This window comes from Autumnicola patrickiae (genome assembly GCF_031846525.1).
Classification (GTDB): domain Bacteria; phylum Bacteroidota; class Bacteroidia; order Flavobacteriales; family Flavobacteriaceae; genus Autumnicola; species Autumnicola patrickiae.
Genome location: NZ_JAVRHM010000012.1, coordinates 95,982 through 115,352, shown reverse-complemented (window position 1 = coordinate 115,352; position 19,371 = coordinate 95,982). Strand labels below are relative to the sequence as shown.

Below are 19,371 nucleotides of genomic sequence, written 5' to 3'. Positions count from 1 at the left end.
TCCGGCCTAACGTTAACCTATCCTTGAAAAGAAGGGGAGGTGCTTTAAAATTTTTTTTTAAAGCAAAATTTTCGTGAATTTGTGGCGGGAAAAAACTATACCGCTTTTAAAGCTTTTTTGCTTCGGCCTGCCGCTACATAAGAAGCTATTAAACCTAATATCCCGATGGTCAGGATCACAATCAGGATATTTTCCGCAGTAATCGCTACTGGATAAGGTAAACTCGGCGTGATCATTACCAGGTCGTACTGTAATTGCAAATAGATGAGCAAAAGGGAACTTCCCAGGCCAATTGCGCCGCCTACTACGCACATAAGCATGCCCTGCAGGAAGAAGATATTTTTTATCTGGTTTGGCGTTGCACCAAGGCTAAAGAGGGTTTTTATGTTGTCCCTTTTGTCGAGGATGACCATAATAATGGAACCTACCACGTTAAAAAGGGCAATTATGAGCACTAATGTAAAGATGAGGTATACCGCGAGATTTTCGGTATTAAGCATTTTATAAAGCACTTCGTTTAGCTGCGCCCGGTCTTTTATAATAACATCTTGTGGGAAGATAGCTTTAATTTTTTCTGAAACTACTTCAGGATCTGCACCCGGAGCTAGTTTTAATTCTAAAGCAGAATATTGGTTGTCGTCCAAATTCAGTAAATTCTGAGCAAAATTAATGTTGGAAAAGACAAATTTGGAATCCAGCTCTTCGTTAATCGAATAAATTCCGCTAACAATCACCTGCTTTTTATTAAAAGCATTCATGGGATTGGTGATTTGACCTTTTCCGGGTTTGGGGACAAGGATATTAAGCAGTTCGTTATAATTAAAGGTGCTTAAACCCAATAGTCTGCTAATCCCAATGCCCACAACGACCTGCGGTTCGCTTGAAACGAGCCAGGTACCATCAAAAATAGCCTCTTCAACATTACTTACCTGCTGGTAATTTTCGTCCACACCTTTAATAAAAGCGGTGTGGTTTTTTGAACGGTAGTCCAGGAAGACCCGCTCTTCAATAACTTTACTGAAGTTAGCGACCCCCTGAATTTGCCCAATATCGGCAGAGAGTTCTTCGGAAAATGAAATCGTTTTTCCCGTTGCCGGAAGCACTTTAAGATCGGGATCGAATTTATTGGTATAGGAAAGGCTGAAATTGCGCAGTCCCGAAAATCCCGAAAGGACAATAAAAAGGGAAAAAGCACCTGCAAAAACACCAATACCGGCGATAATGGTAATAATGTTGATCGCATTATTACTGCTTTTGCTAAAAAGATATCGCCTGGCGATGTAGAGTGAAAATTTCAAGTCACGACTTTTTCCTTCTGTCCAGTAGATCAGGATTAGAAATTGGGTCTTCTGTTCCCTTTATAGATTTTTCGATACCCTCTATATATTCCAAAGAATCATCGATATAATAATTGATTTCCGGCATTTTACGCAACTGATTTTTAGTGCGCTGCGCCATTTCGTGCTTAATTTTTGGCTTTACGGCATTAATCTCTTCCAAGATTTCGTTACCATGTTTAGGAGGAAAAACACTAAGATATGCCTTCGCTATAGAAAGATCTGTAGTGACTTTAACCTTGGAAACCGAAATCAAAATCCCGGTTTTTCCTGCATCCCTTAAATTATTCTGAAGGATATCGGCCAGATCTTTCTGCAGTACGCCTCCTATTTTCTTCTGTCTGTTAGTTTCTTCCATATTGCAAAAATAGCATATTTATATTTTAATATTCTTAATTTAGTAGATTCCGGTAAAGTCGGTAGAACCAATTTTTTCAGAATAAAGAAAAAAGACCGCGTTGCTGTAAGAATAGAGAAAAAGAATTTGATCGTACTAAGTGGTGAATAGTATAAAATTTTTAGTCTGTTTTCTATTCTGAAGATGATTTAAATAAAAAGGAATGATTTTGAAGATACTGAAATGAAGAAAATAGAACATATAGGCATAGCTGTGAGGAACCTGGAAGAGGCAAATAAAACCTATGAAGCCCTCCTGGGCGCAGAACATTATAAGACTGAAAATGTGGCAAGCGAAGGCGTTACTACTTCTTTTTTTAAGATTGGAGACAGTAAAATTGAACTGCTGGCGGCAACTAATGCTAAAAGTCCTATAGCAAAATTTATCGCTAAGCGAGGCGAGGGTATTCATCATATGGCTTTTGCGGTAGATGATATTGAAGCAGAAATTGAGCGGCTTAAATCTGAAGGATTTGTGCTTTTAAATGACGCTCCAAAAAAGGGTGCCGACAATAAGATGATCGCTTTTTTGCATCCCAAAAGTTCTAACGGGGTGTTGGTGGAATTGTGTCAGGAGATCATCCCGTCTCAGAACTTCGCAGAAAAGAAAGGATTGTAACAAGTTGTTTTCTACGGTAATGGAACAATGGAATCCGGAAGTTATATTGTGATATAAATTTCTTATATAAAATTAAAAAGAAATGTTTGCTGCGTAAAATAGAATTATCTAAATTTGCGCCCTCATAATACCACATGAGCCGGTCCTATAGCTCAGCTGGTTAGAGCACCTGACTCATAATCAGGTGGTCCCTGGTTCGAGTCCAGGTGGGACCACGCTAGTAAAGACAAGGCTTCCGAGGAATTGGAAGCCTTTCTTTTTTGGTTGGGTACAACATAGGTACAACAAAATAAATTCCTCTCAATTCTCTCCTAATTAGATAAATTGCTGATCTAAAACAGTTTCTTCCAGTATTCTATATAAAAAGAAAGATCCGTAATTATTTGAAGGCATTGAAAAACTTTCTTTTTTGTCTTAGTTGCTTTATTTGGATTGCAGGAGTGTTAATACTATGGTCAACTTATCCTTCAAAATTGTCAGTTTGACTTTTTGTGATTATTTCTTTCGGTTTCATAGTATTCTTAAAACGCAACTAGTGGAAAATTTGTCAATAAATTAAATTGACAAATCTGTCTTCGGACGTCATTTTAAAGAAAAAACTGAAGCACACATTTGCGACTTCAACAACATCAGGTTTTGAAATAGGATAAAAAGTTATCAATAGCAATTACTTTACCACGGAGAGGGTTTTCTGTATATTTCCATTATTAAAATATAGTTGTATATCAGTTTATAATAGATTAAGGAAAAAGGAACCTCTTTTGTTAGTTAGCTTTAGGAGATTTTTTTATTACCTTTTTAATCACCTTAAAAGATATAGTTTTCCTAATATTTTATTCTGGGTGATCATTATTTTTAAATCTGGATTATGAAAAAAATCCTATACCCACTTAAAAGTGAGACGAAGAAAACAGAATTAGTTTTATACTCTCCTAATATGATTGTGAGTAAATTGTAAATCTGCTTATTCTTAAAAATTATCATCATGAAGTTTATAATTAAACTTTTATTAATCCTTATTTTCTGCGGCCTTACTTCTTGTAGCACAAATGATAAGCGCGAAAGTTACCTAATTGGCTTTTCTCAGGCCATGACTACAGATAACTGGAGAAAGGAGATGAATAAATCTATGCTGGTGGAGACAAGCATGCATCCCGATTTAAAATTAGAAGTTAAGGATGCAAAGAATGACGTACAAAGGCAAATTGAACAAATTGATGAATTCATCAGTAAAGGGGTAGACGTTCTTATTGTTTCCCCCATACAGTCCGTGCCTATTACTCCCGTCATAGAAAAAGCTATGGACTCTGGTATTCCCACCATAATCATTGATCGCAAAATCGAAGGGCGTAATTTTACTGCTTATATCGGAGCAAATAGTACTGAAATTGGAAGAAATGCAGCTAAATACATCATTTCTCATGCCCAAGACTCCACAAAAGTTATTGAAATTACAGGTTTGCAAGGTTCTTCCCCTGCCTATGACAGGAGTGCAGGTTTTCGACAGACTCTTGATTCTATAGCCTCCATTAAAATCTCACATACGATTAATGGAGATTGGGAGAAAGCTTCTATTAAGAAGACTCTCAACAAGCTGTTGCTTTCCGGTCTAACCCCTGATTATATTTTTGCTCATAACGATCGTATGGCTCTGGGTGCGTGGGAAGTGGCAAAGTCAAAAAACCTTCAGGATAGAATTAAAATTATTGGAGTGGATGGCTTATTTGGTCCCAGTGGAGGTATTCAATTGGTAAAAGATAAAGTTCTAGATGCCACAGTTTTGTATCCATCTGGGGGAGCTGAAGCTATTAAATTGGCCAGCCTATTACTGCAGGGTAAAAATGTGAATAAGAATAATATCTTAAACACAGTTATTATAGATTCTGTAAATGTGGATATTATGCAGAATCAGTTCAATAAAATGAATGAACAGCAAAATGATATTGAACAGCAACAAAGGGTGATTGAGGAGCAGGTTGCGACTTACAAATCACAGAGGAACCTGGTGAAGATGATGATTGGATTGCTGATTCTACTTCTGATCCTAATCGTTTGGGCGGTATATCTTGTTATAAAACTCAAGAAAAGTAAAAAAGGATTGGAATCAAAAAATCAGAAGATTCTTGATCAACGAAATAAAATTGAAGAATTTGCAGAAAAACTTAAAATTTCGAACGAGGGTAAAATAAATTTTTTCACAGCACTTTCCCATGAGTTTAAAACTCCGCTAACGTTGATTACAACCTCAATCGAATCTATTTCAGAAAGTACGAATCAAAATCTAAAGGGTTTTAATTATGAAACCAAACTTATTATCAACAATTCACGGCGTTTGCTTCGGCTAATAAATGAGCTTCTTGATTTTAGAAAGCTGGAGAGCGGCTCCTTCCGCATTAAACCAGTAAAGACAAATATTTACAATTTCCTTCAGAATATTTATACCGATTTTAATCCGGAAGCCATAAAAAAATCTATTACGCTGCAACTTCATTCTCACGACAAGGATGTGGAGCTATTTATAGATCAAGACATGATGGACAAGGTATTTTTCAACATACTTTCGAATTCCTTTAAATTTACACCTAGAAATGGTCAGATATTATTGACTATGGAAGATGTGGCAGAAGATTTTGTTCTTATCAAAGTAAAAGATTCGGGTACGGGTATACCTAAAAATGAGCTAAAAAAGATTTTTGATCCATTTATACAGGCGAGTAATAACAACAAATCCAGTTCAGGTCTAGGACTTTATATCACCCGCCAGTTTGTTGAGCTTCACAAAGGAAAAATTTCGGTCTCATCTCATCAGGGCGCTGAATTTAGTGTTTTACTGCCAAAGGGGAAGGAGCACCTAAAGGAGTACAATCCTGGAGGAGTTTCTTCTGAAATGCTGTCGCAGAATTCAAATGTTCATTTCCAGGAAACGGTTTTGGAAAACGAAAGCCTTTCTCAGCTTAAACATGGTAATGCGGAGAAAATGCTGATTATAGAGGATAATCCTGATCTTTCTCATCTTTTAAAAAAGAAGTTTAGAGCAGATTATCTTGTTTATCTATCAGATGGCACTGATGGTATTGAAAAAGCCTTAGAAATTATTCCCGATGTAATAATTTGTGATATCAATCTTCCAGAAAAAAACGGCTTTGAAATTTGTGCTGCTTTAAAAAACGATTTACGCACTTCTCATATTCCCACTATTATTCTTACGGCTCTGAGCACAGGAGAATCAGAGATTAAAGCGATGAAAGCAGGGGCAGATTCCTTTGTAACCAAACCATTTAATTTGTCTATCTTGAAAGAGTCTCTGCGAGCCGTTTTGTACAATAGGGAGAAACTTCGGTACTACTATACCAACAGAATAGATAAAGTAGAAGATGAGAAATTCGATAATTCAGAGCAACAATTTTTAAGAGATTTAAATAGAATAATTGACAAAAACATTGAAAATGCGGAATTCAATGTTGAATATCTGGCTGCACAATTAAATATCTCACGCGTACAGCTTTACCGGAAAGTAAAAGGAATTTTAGGAATTACTATAAGTGAATACATTAATTCTCAACGCTTGAGTAAGGCAAAGCAATTACTTCAGGATTCTGATCTTAATATTTCCGAAATAGCATATATGGTAGGTTATTCTTCTCCCGGTTATTTTTCAACTTCTTTTAAGAATAAATACGGTTTTTCGCCAAAACAGTTTAAAAGCTGATCCTTCCATTTTTTTAAAAAATCTTGAAGATTGCTTAATCCTGTAACATTTTTATAATATCTGTAACATTTTTATAACTATTTCGATATAGTGTAGTTCTTATAATCCAGCCAAAACCCGGAGCTACTACGACTTTCACAAAGATTTTGTACTTTCTTAACAATATTATAATTTTTTGAATATTTTCTAAGATAGTATCTCTTAAATTAGATATACTTTAGTTTCCATACATATAACGTGAAGTATGAATAAAATTTTTGCCTGGTCGATAAGTGCCGCCTTAGCAGGTTTCTTATTTGGATTTGACACAGTGGTAATTTCTGGAGCCGATAAACAGCTACAGGAATTATGGGGAACTTCTGATGCCTTCCATGGATCTATAGTTATGGCGATGGCATTATGGGGGACTGTAGTAGGTGCTATTTTTGGGGGAATTCCCACCAATAAATTTGGAAGAAAAAATACCCTTATAATGATAGGTATACTTTATCTTCTTTCAGCCTTGGGGTCAGCTTTCGCTAATGATCCAATTACATTTGCAATTTTTAGGTTTATTGGAGGTTTAGGAGTTGGAGCCTCCACTATTGCCGCGCCAACCTATGTTTCTGAAATCGCTCCTCCAAAACAAAGAGGACGGTTGGTGTCCTTGTACCAATTTAATATCGTCCTCGGAATATTAATCGCATTTTTATCTAATTATCTACTGCGCAATACAGGGGAACAACCTTGGCGATGGATGGTGGGAATAGAAGCGGTGCCAGGTTTAATTTATCTTCTCTTTGTAGTATTTATTCCCAGGAGTCCACGTTGGTTAATTTCAAAATCAAAAACTGCAGAGGCTGAAAAGGTATTGCGGATAATAAATCCTGAAAGTGATATTAAAACGAAAATGGCCGAGATTCAGAATCAATCGGACAGTGAAGACACCAGCGAAAATATTTTCATGAAAAAATACCGCTTCCCGCTCATCCTGGCATTTTTAGTGGCGTTTTTTAATCAGTTGTCAGGAATTAACGCTTTTCTTTATTATGCACCAAGAATTTTTGAAGCGGCTGGCCTTGGAGAAAGCACCGCGCTTTTAAGCAGTATTGGAGTGGGAGTGGTGAACCTTCTGTTTACACTATTGGGTGTGTTTCTCATTGATCGTTTGGGCAGAAAACAGCTTATGCTTATTGGTTCTATTGGCTACATTGTCTCACTTTCTCTTGTTGCGGCTGCTTTTTTCCTAAGCTGGGGTGGATTATGGGTGCCTATTTTCCTCTTCCTTTTTATAGCAGCCCATGCGATTGGTCAGGGAGCGGTAATATGGGTGTTCATTTCTGAAATTTTTCCAAATCATTTACGGGCTTCAGGCCAGGCTTTCGGTTCTTCCACACATTGGGTGCTGGCAGCCATGGTACCGTCTGTAATTCCCGTGCTCTTTTCCACTATTGGTCCCGGCTATGTTTTTGCTTTTTTCGCTTTTATGATGCTGCTTCAGCTCTTCTTCGTCATTTTTATGATGCCGGAGACGAAAGGCAAATCTTTGGAAGAATTAAGCGTAGAACTTTCGGTAGGAAAACAAAATATAAATTTACAAAACAACTAAATAAAATTATATGAAAAAACTAATTCTAGTTTCTGCTTTTTCTTTATTCTTGGCAGCTTCAACTATATCCTGCCAGGACAGAAGAGAAAAGTCTGAAGAAAATGTTACGGTACAAAGCGATTCCGACTTTCGGCCTAATTTCCATTTTACACCTGATTCCGGTTGGATGAATGATCCCAACGGAATGTTTTATTTAGATGGAACTTATCATTTATTCTTCCAGCATAATCCCGATGATAATGTATGGGGGCCTATGCATTGGGGACATGCAACTAGTACAGATCTCATTATTTGGGAAGAACAACCCATTGCCATTGAACCCGATGAATATGGAACAATTTTTTCAGGAAGTGCAGTTGTTGACCATAAAAATACTTCCGGGCTGGGTGACGGGACTACGCCGCCGGTAATTGCCATTTTTACCTATCACGATGCTGAAGCAGCCGATGCCGGTGACGATGATTATCAGACGCAGGGGATTGCTTATAGCTTGGATAAAGGAAAAACCTGGATTAAATATAAACAAAACCCTGTCCTTCAAAATCCCGGAATAAGAGATTTTAGAGATCCAAAAGTAGGTTGGCATGAAGAAGAGCAGAAATGGATAATGGCTCTTGCCGTTCAGGACCGCATTAGCTTTTATTCCTCACCTAATTTACTTGAATGGGAGCATCAGAGCGATTTCGGAGAAAATATGGGCGGCCATGGAGGTGTTTGGGAATGCCCTGATCTTTTTAAAATGACAGTAGAAGAAACAGGTGAAGAGAAATGGGTTCTATTAGTAAGTATAAATCCCGGAGGGCCTAATGGAGGTTCGGCAACACAGTATTTTGTAGGAGATTTTGATGGAGGTACATTTACTCCGGACAAATCAATTGCCGGAATGAAAGAGGAGCACGACTATTGGATAGATTTCGGGAAAGATAATTATGCCGGCGTAACCTGGTCAAACATTCCGGAATCCGACGGGCGAGACATATTTATCGGCTGGATGTCCAACTGGCAATACGCAAACGAAGTTCCTACGGAACAGTGGCGTAGTTCGATGACAGTGCCTAGGAATCTAAGACTGAAAAAGGATGGTGATACCTATAGAATACTTTCTTCCCCTGTGAAAGAACTGGAAAAATATTTCTCAGGCAGTAAAGAGGTTGAGACAATAAAAGTTGGGGGAGAACCAGAGGTACTTGCTTCTAGTGGAGATTTCACCAGTACCGTCATTAATTTCAAAATCCCGAACCTTCAGGACCAGATCTATTTATTTACTTTTTCAAATGAAGTCGGTGACAACCTAAAGTTTGGTTATTCCCATATAGACAAAGAATTCTTTTTAGATCGGGGGGATTCTGGACTAACGGACTTTAATGATGTCTTTGGAAGGGAAACTTCCACAGCACCACGTTTAGCCGATTCTCATACATTGGACGTGGAAATTGTTATGGATAAAACTTCCATAGAAATATTCTACGATAATGGTAAAACTGTAATGACAGAAATTTTCTTCCCAAGAGAACCCTATGAAATTCTTACCGCTGATTCAAAAGAGGATTTTGAATTGCGCGATTTGCAGATTAATCAACTAAATTTTAACTAAAATAAATTTGAAGCTTCTAACCTAAATTTCTTGGCTCTCCTACTTTTAGGACTCAGGAGAGAGAGTCTAAGCGAAAATATATCAGAAGTAAACTTAAAAAGGGAAAATGAAACATTTTAAAGATTGGCTGGTGGTTTTCTCCACGATGCTCTGCAAGATAAGGATGAGGAAGAGGAAATAGGGAGATGAGGATCTCCGAGACACCATTTGACTTACAAATTATATTTGCAGCGTCAAGAGAAAAATTTACAGCTAAAAGAGAGGGAACTTTATACGGAGACCTCAATAATTCAACCATTTATTAAAAAATAAATTATGAAAACTTTCATCCGATGTAGTACGTCAATATACTTGATGCTATGTGTATTTTTTTCTGCACATGAAACCCATGCTCAAGGAAAGAGTACCGAAAACATGTCGAAAGTTCCCAAATACACTTTTGCTAAAACCCTGAAAGAGCAGGAAGAACAATTAAAGACCAATCCTTTAATGCAGCGGCTCAAGGAGTCAAGGGAGAAATTGGCCAGTGATCGATACCGACCCATCTACCATTATGTTAATCCCGAAGGAACATTGAACGATCCAAATGGACTGAGTTACTGGAATGGGAATTGGCACCTCTTTTACCAGGCATATCCGCCCGAAGATCCCCGGCAGCATTGGGGTCATGCGATCAGCAAGGATCTGGTGCACTGGAGAGATCTTCCTTACGCCATTTATCCTGGACCCGAGCGCCACGTGTTTTCGGGAGCCACCTTGGTCGAGGAAGATCGGGTGATTGCCATGTATCACGGTACCGGGGTGGGGAACATGGTCGCTGTGTCCAGCGACCCGCTACTCCTAAATTGGGAAAAGGTTACGGGAGAAGCTGTAATACCTTTGAAGAGTCCCACCGCTGCCCCTCTTCCCTATAGCGTGTTTGACCCTTCAATTTGGAAAAAAGGTAACTATTATTATTCCTTGTCGGCCGGACGCAGTGAAACAGGTCCTGGCGGCAAACCGGTGAGGGCAAATCATTTGTTCAGATCAAAAGACCTTACCAATTGGGAGTATCTGCATGAATTTGTCGAAGATGATCGCTTCACCTTAGTTGGAGATGATGGCGCCTGTCCTTATTTCTGGCCTATCGGAGAGGATAAATATATTATGAACTTCTTCAGCCATATGAGTGGCGGACAATACCTCTTGGGGGATTATGACAAAAAAAACGACAAGTTCCTGGTAACCTCCGGTGGGAAATTTAATCAGGGAGCGGTTAGTCCTTCAGGGGTACATGCCCCTTCTGCCACCCCGGACGGCGAGGGTGGAGTGATCGTTATATTTAATATGAATCCAGGAAAACCTACCGAAGGTTGGAATCAGATCATGACTCTGCCGCGCAGAATGACTTTAATTGAAGATGATGTTTTAGGCCAAGAACCTGCCGGGGATTTCAGCTCCTTACACTTTGATGGTCAGAATGTGGGGAAAATTATTCTTCCGGCAAATAAGGAGATAGTCCTGGAGAGCATCAAAGGAAATGCCATGGAAATTTCTGCGGAAATCGATCCAAAAGACTCAAAAATAATTGAACTTAATGTGCTCAGATCCCCTAACAAGGAAGAATATACCCGAATAGTCATCTATAAGGAAAAGGGGTTTTCAGACGGTTTGAATTATGCCTCCGAACCTGGGACAGCTAGAATGCCGGAAGACCTGCTCCCATTGGTCACAGGAGAAAAGAATGAACATGAAGGAGGTGACATTAGAGAAAGTTTAGTTTCTATAGAGTCTTCCTATTCTTCCATACTGCCCGATGTAGAAGTACGAGCTCCCGAAACCGCACCGTTTCTGCTAAATCCGGGGGAGAATGTGAAGTTACGGGTCTTCATCGACAAAAGTGTGGTTGAAGTTTTCGTCAATGGAGAACAGGTGGTGGCAGTACGCGTTTATCCGGGAAGAGAAGACAGTTTGGGAGTTTCTCTTAGCTCTAGAGGGAAAGATGCAGAACTTGTGTCTTTAGATGCATGGCAGATGAAAAGTATTTATGAGTCAAATGAAGATAAAGCTGCCAATTCTGATCTTAAAAAAGATAATAGTAGCAGATAAAGTTTTACAATAAATTCATAAAGGAGGCTAGAATTAAAAGTTACCGATCTTTAATTAATAGCTATTATTTAAGGACTTGAAGTATAAAGTATGAAGAATTTAAAAGCAGTCTGTTTTGGTGAAGTACTCCATGATATTTTTCCTGATGAAGAAAGGATAGGCGGAGCGCCCTTAAATGTCGCTTCTCGTCTTAGCAGCCTTGGAGTGCAAACGAGTATGATAAGTAGGATAGGAGATGATAGCAAAGGCCAGGAGATAATTTCTTACCTGCATGCAAACAATATTAATACATCCAATGTAAGTAGAGACAGCAGATATCCCACCGGCGTGGTAAATGTTTTTCTCGCCTTAAATGGTTCTGCCAGTTACGAAATTGCCTATCCTGCTGCCTGGGATAAAATTCAGTTAAAGGAGGAACAAATAGAGGCTGTTGAAAATGCTGACATTTTTATTTTTGGAACCCTTGTTTGTCGAGACAGAGTTAGCCGGAGCACCTTACTGGAACTTTTGCAGAGGGCAAACTACAGGGTCATGGATTTCAATCTAAGGGCTCCCCATTATACAGAAGGATTACTGATTGACTTGCTTCAAAAGGTAGATTTCATAAAATTTAATGATGATGAATTATTTGAAATAGCAGAAATTTTAGGTTCTCCGTACAATTCTCTCGAACAGAACCTCTATTTTATTAAAGAACGTAGTTCTGCAAAGACTGTCTGTATTACTAAAGGAAGACACGGAGCTGTTTTATGGAGAGACAATAAATTATATTATAACAGTGGTTTTAAGGTCAATGTTAAAGACACTGTAGGGGCTGGAGATTCTTTTATGGCTGCCCTTTTAGCCAATCTTTTACGGGAAGAAAAGCCGCAAGCAGCTTTAGATTATGCCTGTGCAGTAGGGGCTTTAGTAGCTGGTCAAAAAGGGGCCAATCCAATTTTGAATCCTCTCAAAGTACGTGAGTTTCTGTATCCGCCATGATTGGGCATAACGTAAAATAAATCAACAGATATATGCTACAATTTAAAACATATGTGCAACATCAGTGAAAATTGAAAATTGTCTAGCAGATTATTTAGCGACCAGAAGCCTTTATATCAGACGTTTAGCAATATTTAAGAGTCTTCTCCCCAAAAAGAAAATATGTTGCTTCATCATTAAAACACGATAGAGTTTAATGCAAATATATTAGCTGAGGATCTATAATTGAAATAAAACAACAAAAGACAAGGTGCTAATTTCTAATCAGAAAAAGCGAAATAAAAGTGACAGAAATAAAAATCAACCTTCTCAACGGAATATTTTTCTTTATCAACTACAACGTTTGCATGAACGTACGACGGAGAAAAATATCACCACAGAAATCGAAAATAAATTCTAATTTAATATCAAGTGCTAACCAAAATCAACTAATATGAAAAAAATACTATTTCTTTTTTTTAGTTCCGTTTTAATTTGTTCTGCTCAGGAATCCACGCATTCCGTAAGCGGAACAATTACAGACGGTCAAATGCCTTTACCGGGAGTAAATATTTTCGTGCAGGGTACTTCCAATGGAACAACCACAGATTTTGATGGCAATTACGTCCTCAACGAGGTTTCGGATGATGACATCCTGGTCTATAGTTTTCTTGGTTATCGTCAACAGGAGATTGTTGCAGGGAACAGGGAAATTATAGATGTGGTCATGGAGGAAGATGCTTCTGCGCTGAGTGAGGTTATCGTAACGGGATATTCTAGGGAGCGCAAAGTAGATCTAACTGGTGCTGTAAGTATAGTGGAGATGGGCCCCATACAGGAAACTGCTATGAGTTCAGGAAGTGCTCTACAGGCAATGCAAGGAAGAGTCCCTGGTCTTTTTGTTGAGAAATCCGGGGATCCCACGGGAAGTAGCAACAGGATTCTTATTCGGGGGGTAAATACATTAGGTAATAATGAGCCTTTGTTTGTGATAGATGGTGTACCTACCGTGCGACAAGAAGTTTTTTCCAGTATTAATCCCAGCACTATAGAGTCTGTACAGGTTTTAAAAGATGCATCGGCATCTTCTATTTATGGATCAAGAGCATCAAATGGTGTTATTATCGTAACCACAAAGACTTCCTTAAGCGGTGATGAGGAAATAAGTATTTCATTTAATTCCAATTTTTCTGTTTTGTCTGAAAAAAACCAGAGATACGACATGCTCAATGCCAATGAAAGAGGAAGGGTCCTATGGGAGGCCTCAGTAAATGATAATTCTGACCCAAATGAGGGCTATGGTGAGATTTATAACTTCGATTGGAATGAAGATTATGAAAATCCTGTCTTAAATAATGTAGAAGCAGAACCTTTTGTCGGAGGTGACCCTAATGTACCGGTTGGTGATACAGACTGGCAAAATGAAACATATGAGACAGGTTATGTAATAAACAATGATCTTACTATTTCCGGTGGCTCAGAGAAAGCCTTTGCTCTTATTAATCTCGGGTACCTGGACAACAGTGGAATTCTGCAACACACGGGATATGAGAGATATTCTGGAAAGCTAAATTCAAGAATTAATTTATTTAAGGATAAGGTCCGTGTTGGAGTTAATGCCCAGTTTTATACGTCTAAAGAAACGCTAGCTTCTACAGATATTGGTAATGCTCCTACTCCTGGCCTGGCGGTAAATTTAGCGCCTACCATCCCTGTCTACACGTCCACAGGTGAATTTGCGGGCCCCTTGGGATCAGGGTATTCTGACAGGAATAATCCTGTGTATATGCAGTATATAAACAGATGGGATAATACGGATAGAACTACGTTGTTTGGAAATATTTATGCCGAAATTGATTTGCTTGAAAATCTTACCTTCCGCACAAGTGTTGGTCTGGATCACTATCGCTCAAATTTTAAGGATATTGAACCTACTGTTCAAAATGGTTTTATTACGAGGTCTACAAATAGTTTATCTCACACTATTCAGGACTTTTCTAGTCTTATTTTTAGTAACACTTTGACTTATAATTTGGCAATTGATGATCATAGGTTAGAATTTTTATTAGGTACAGAATCGATAGAAAATACTTTAGAGAGTACAGTAGCTTCAGCTCAGGATTTTGCCGTGGAAAATGAATCTTATTTTGTTCTTTCTGCTGCAACGGGGCAAAGAACTAATACCGGAACTATTTCTGGAGATGCTCTTTTCTCCCAATTTGGGAAAATAAATTATGGATTTTCAGACAAATATCTGGCTTCTTTAACTTTGCGAAGAGATGGTTCTTCCAAATTTGGATCCGAAAATCGCTATGCCATTTTTCCTGCCGCTACTGTAGGGTGGAGAATTAGTAACGAAGAATTTTTGAGAAATAATAGAACTGTCAACAATCTAAAAATACGTGCTGGGTATGGGGTTGTCGGAAATCAGTTCATAGGAGACTTTGCGCGGTTCGGACTTTACGAAGCCCGATATGGGCCTGTTCAACAGCGTTATGATCAGGGAGCTCCATTTGCTCAATGGTACAATGTTGGAACCGCTTATGATCTAATAGGTAACAATAGCGGTAATCTTCCTGCCGGATTTGTGTCCATTCAAGCTGCCAATGCAGGACTAAGATGGGAGGAAACAAAAGAAGTTAACATAGGTGTAGATTTCGGCTTTATTGATAATGCGGTGACGGGATCTTTTGACTACTTCACAAGGAATACCGATGGTATTCTTATTCAACCTCCTATTGCTTCCGCAGTTGGAGAAGGAAGGGCGAAATGGTTAAATGGAGCTTCTACACGTACAAATGGATGGGAACTAAACTTGTCCTACTCAAACACGACAGACAATGCCGTCTCCTTTGCAGTTTCTACAAATTTTGGAGCTTTTAAGGATGAGATAACGGATTTGCCAGATGAAGCAATGACTGCTTATCCCGGGACTGTTGAGAATTCTATTATAGGACATTCGCAATTTTCCATTTTTGGATATAGAACCGATGGATTATTCCAGAGCCAGGAAGAAGTGCAATCTCACCCTACAGGAGGAGTTCAGATAGGGAACGCTCGTCCAGGAGGAATAAGAATCGTAGACGTAAATAATGATGGAGAGATTTCTTCTGATGATAGAGAGTGGCTGGGGACAACTTTACCGAGTTTGGAATATGGTATAAGAGTGGACTTGGGTTACCGAGATTTTGATTTCAGTGTATTTGGTTCTGGCGTGGCAGGAAGAATAGGTGTGGATCCTTATATCCTATACAATAACTTTGTTCCGGGAAGAGAAAATGCAGGTCCCGGCACTTTGGATGCTTGGAGTCCTTCCAACACAGACACTAATGTTCCTTCTTTAAGCTTAGTGAATAACTTGACGGAAAATTCTGACTACATCTTCAGGAACAATTCCTATTTTAAACTGAGAAATATGCAGTTAGGTTATTCTTTACCCAATAATTTGGTTAACAGATGGGCAGGAATGTCTGGCTTGAGGGTATATGTTCAGGGGGAAAATCTTCTTTGGGTAACACCTGATGGATACATTGGTTCCGATCCAGAACGGACAGAGATAAACTCAATTCCTGTACCCACCACCTATTCTGTTGGGTTTAATATTAATTTCTAAAGAAAGAGTAATGAAAAAGTTGAAAAAATTTGTATTTGTAATTTTCCTCGCAGCAAGTGTTGCTGGCTGTAGTGAAGACTTTTTAGAAGTGGAGCCATCTGGAGTTCTGTCCTCCAATAATGTGGCTACAGCGGAAAATGCTGAAGGATTAGTAGTGGCAGCTTATGCTGCAATTGGGAATGATAATATTGCCGGACCAATCACAAATCCATGGGTTTATGGAAGTGTACGAGCAGATGATGCATATAAAGGTGGTGGTGGTCGTACCGACATAGTTGAAGTTGATAGGTACGAATTATATAATCTTACAATTCCGGATGCTGGGGATTGGATGGCCCCTACTACTTGGGAGAACTATTACAAGGCTATCTCTCGGGCCAATTTTGCTCTAAGAGTGATAGCGGAAATTCCAGACGGAGAATACGATGAAAAAACAAAGAGAATTGCAGAGCTTCGATTCTTGAGAGGTCACTCTCATTTTATGCTGAAATTGATGTTCAAACATATTCCTTATATAGCTGAGGATATAAGTGATGAAGAGATATTAGAAGTATCAAACGATATGCCGAATGAAGACTTGTGGAATGTCATAGCTGAAGATTTTCTGTTTGCATATAACAATTTGCCTCCTTCACAGGACGAACAAGGGAGAGCAGACAGTAATGCTGCGGCCGCATATTTGGCTAAACTAAGGCTGTACCAGGCCTATGAGCAAAATGAAGAAAACCAAGTGGTTAATATAAATGAGAACCGACTACAGGAGGTAATAGATTATGCCAATGAAGTTATGGGAAGTTTAGAACCTGATTTTGCTAATAATTTCCTTCCAGGTTATGAAAGCGGACCGGAGTCAATATGGGCAGTGGAATTTTCTCTTGATGATGGTACTGATGTAGGGAGGGGTAGTTATGCTACTGCCTTAAATTCTCCCACAGGTTCACCGCTCTATGGCTGCTGCGGGTTCCATCAAGCAAGTCAAAACATGGTGAACGCATTTAAGACCGATGATGAAGGTCTTCCACTATTGGATACTTTCAATAACATGGACTTAATTGACCCGGATAGTTATGGAAGTGTTGATCCAAGGTTTGATCATACTGTTGGATTTCCAGGAAGACCTTTCAAGTATAGAAATACGGTTGTAGAACCGGGAGATATGATTTATAGCCCAAGCTGGGCAAGAGATCCTGGTGTATATGGTTTTTATGGTAACATGAAAGAACAACAAGCACCAGACTGCTCTTGTTGGATAAAACAAGGACCTTTTATTGCCACTTCAGTGAATTATAGATTTATTCGATATTCTGATGTTTTACTGTTCAAGGCTGAAGCTTTGATTCAACTAGGACGATTAGATGAAGCGTTGCCTTTAATTAACCAAGTACGGCAAAGAGCAGCAGATAGTAAAGAACGGCCATTGGCAGCGGGTGCCAGTGATATTTACAATATTTCGCTTTACGAGTCTTTTCCGTCTAAAGAATATGCTTTTAAAGCATTAATGTTTGAAAGGAGACTTGAGTTTGCCATGGAGGGATGGAGGTTTTTTGATCTTGTTCGATGGGGTTTAGCAGAGGAAGTTTTAAATGCGTATTTACTAGAAGAACAAACCAAAAGGGAATATTTGGCCAATGGGCATTTTACCGCTGGAAGAGATGAATACTTTCCTATACCCCAGAGAGAAATAGATTTTACCGGAGGTCTTTATGAACAAAATCCAGGTTATTAAAGGAAATCTGCTCCTGAAAGAAAAATTTTTAAAAGGTATAGTAACTGCCCTTTCAAGAAGATAATAAGTGGAATAATTAAAAACATTAAACATAATTAAAAAATGAAAATAAAAATATTAATTCTATGCTTCTGTATATCGCAAATAACCTTTGCCCAACAAAATACAGTTGGAATTTTTGAAAACAACGTGGATATAGGGAATCCCAAAAAAGCCGGATCTGCTTCCTATGATGAGGAGACACAAACCTATACTATTAATGGTGCTGGTTATAACATCTGGGGACAACGGGATGAACATCGATATTTATATAATAAATTGGAAGGTGATTTCATTGTGACAGCTAATTTCGAATTTGAGGGTGATAATGAAATACACCGAAAGATAGGCTGGATGGCACGAGCTTCCGAAGAAGATAATGCGGTAATGGTTGGTGGTTTCCTTCATGGGGATGGACTTACCGCCGGCCAGTGGCGTGAAAGAAAAGGTGCAGATATGCAGAACCCCCAGGATGACGTGTGGGCCGAAAAAAGATTTTATGAGATTATCCAGTTAGAACGGCGGGGGGATACTTTTATAGTACGGGCTGCTCAGCGAGGAGAACCGCTGGAAGAAATCAGCTCTAAGAAATTGGAGTACATGCCTGATGAAGTACTTGCAGGTATTGTGATTGGGTCTCATGATGAGGATGTGGTCGAGACAGCGAAAGTCTGGAATGTCCGAATAGACCAACCTGTTGCTGAGGATTACGATCCTAGTACTGAGGGATGGATCGGAGCCAGAATGGAGACTATGAATGTTTTTAATGGGAAACGAAAAGTAGTTTTTGAAAAAGATAGCCGTTTTGAAGCACCAAATTGGATGCCAGATGGTGATGAATTACTGTTCAATATGGATGGATTGCTCTATACCATTCCAGTGGAAGGAGGCCAGATTGAGCAGTTGGACACTGGTTTTGCAGATGATTTAAATAATGACCACGTTATTTCATTTAACGGTAAGAAAATAGGTATTAGCCATAACGACGGAAATGGCTCCAACGTTTTTGTCTTACCTATAGAGGGAGGAACACCAACAGCAGTGACGAGAGAAGCTCCTTCCTATCTCCATGGTTGGGCAGCAAATAACAAGGAGGTTGTTTACGTGGCGACAAGAGAAGGTAACGAAACTTATGATATATATAGGAAGTCTATAAAGGGGGGAGCCGAGGTAAAATTAACTGATACTCAAAAAAGGGAGCATGTTGATGGTCCCGAATATTCACCGGACGGAAAGTATATATACTATAATGGATCAAAGAATGGAGGTACCATGCAGCTTTGGAGAATGAAGCCGGATGGAAGTCAGAAAGAACAATTGACTTTTGATGAATATAATGATTGGTTCCCGCACATTTCGCCAGATGGAAAATGGATTGCGTTTATCTCGTTCAAACCAGATATTGAACTGAATTCACATCCTTCTTACAAGCAGGTGATGTTAAGGTTGATGCCTACTTCTGGTGGCGCTTCAAGAGTTATTGCTCATCTGTATGGGGGACAAGGAACAATTAATGTAAATTCCTGGTCCCCCGATAGTAAGAACATTGCTTTTGTAAGTAATTCCGCAAAGAAGGAATAGCATATACGTGATAGAAATCTTTTTGGTTGCTTGTTAGTTAGTTTGTTGAGTTAGTAAGAAGGAGGGGGGAGTCCTTCCTTCTTACTTTTCAATTTTCTGATTTAACAAAAAAGGTTTCTGA

Annotated in this window: 11 protein-coding genes and 1 tRNA gene; 10 read left to right on the top strand and 2 right to left on the bottom strand. The window is 38.9% G+C overall.

Annotated features, from left to right (window positions below; translation table 11 throughout):
- Positions 1-95: 95 nt before the first annotated feature.
- The gene (locus tag RM549_RS11580; RefSeq protein ID WP_311684947.1) at positions 96-1,298 is read right to left on the bottom strand and encodes an ABC transporter permease; all 1,203 of its coding nucleotides are present in this window, start codon (positions 1,296-1,298) and stop codon (positions 96-98) included.
- 1 nt (position 1,299) lies between these two features.
- Positions 1,300-1,695 (bottom strand): 30S ribosome-binding factor RbfA, encoded by a 396-nt coding sequence (gene rbfA / locus RM549_RS11575; RefSeq protein ID WP_311684945.1) that lies wholly within the window; start codon positions 1,693-1,695, stop codon positions 1,300-1,302.
- Between the two features lie 222 nt (positions 1,696-1,917).
- On the opposite strand from rbfA, the gene mce reads away from it, so the two are divergent.
- From mce to RM549_RS11525, 10 genes are all read left to right on the top strand, one after another.
- Positions 1,918-2,352 (top strand): methylmalonyl-CoA epimerase, encoded by a 435-nt coding sequence (gene mce / locus RM549_RS11570; protein ID WP_311684944.1) that lies wholly within the window; start codon positions 1,918-1,920, stop codon positions 2,350-2,352.
- A 141-nt stretch (positions 2,353-2,493) separates the two neighbouring features.
- A tRNA-Ile gene (locus RM549_RS11565) sits at positions 2,494-2,567 on the top strand.
- A 770-nt stretch (positions 2,568-3,337) separates the two neighbouring features.
- Positions 3,338-6,061, top strand: a complete 2,724-nt coding sequence (locus RM549_RS11560; RefSeq protein WP_311684943.1) for a substrate-binding domain-containing protein — start codon at positions 3,338-3,340, stop codon at positions 6,059-6,061.
- A gap of 244 nt (positions 6,062-6,305) precedes the next feature.
- The gene (locus RM549_RS11555; RefSeq protein WP_311684941.1) at positions 6,306-7,649 is read left to right on the top strand and encodes a sugar porter family MFS transporter; all 1,344 of its coding nucleotides are present in this window, start codon (positions 6,306-6,308) and stop codon (positions 7,647-7,649) included.
- Positions 7,650-7,659: 10 nt separating this feature from the next.
- The gene (locus RM549_RS11550; protein WP_311684940.1) at positions 7,660-9,243 is read left to right on the top strand and encodes a glycoside hydrolase family 32 protein; all 1,584 of its coding nucleotides are present in this window, start codon (positions 7,660-7,662) and stop codon (positions 9,241-9,243) included.
- Between the two features lie 315 nt (positions 9,244-9,558).
- Complete coding sequence (locus RM549_RS11545) at positions 9,559-11,331, top strand: glycoside hydrolase family 32 protein (protein WP_311684938.1); 1,773 nt, start codon at positions 9,559-9,561, stop codon at positions 11,329-11,331.
- 90 nt (positions 11,332-11,421) lie between these two features.
- Positions 11,422-12,312: a carbohydrate kinase family protein gene (locus tag RM549_RS11540; protein WP_311684936.1), complete on the top strand. Its 891-nt coding sequence runs from the start codon at positions 11,422-11,424 to the stop codon at positions 12,310-12,312.
- Positions 12,313-12,745: 433 nt separating this feature from the next.
- Complete coding sequence (locus tag RM549_RS11535) at positions 12,746-15,904, top strand: SusC/RagA family TonB-linked outer membrane protein (RefSeq protein WP_311684935.1); 3,159 nt, start codon at positions 12,746-12,748, stop codon at positions 15,902-15,904.
- A 10-nt stretch (positions 15,905-15,914) separates the two neighbouring features.
- Complete coding sequence (locus RM549_RS11530; RefSeq protein ID WP_311684933.1) at positions 15,915-17,630, top strand: RagB/SusD family nutrient uptake outer membrane protein; 1,716 nt, start codon at positions 15,915-15,917, stop codon at positions 17,628-17,630.
- Positions 17,631-17,732: 102 nt separating this feature from the next.
- Positions 17,733-19,250, top strand: coding sequence for a TolB family protein (locus RM549_RS11525; RefSeq protein ID WP_311684931.1), 1,518 nt, complete (start codon positions 17,733-17,735; stop codon positions 19,248-19,250).
- The last annotated feature ends 121 nt before the right edge of the window (positions 19,251-19,371 follow it).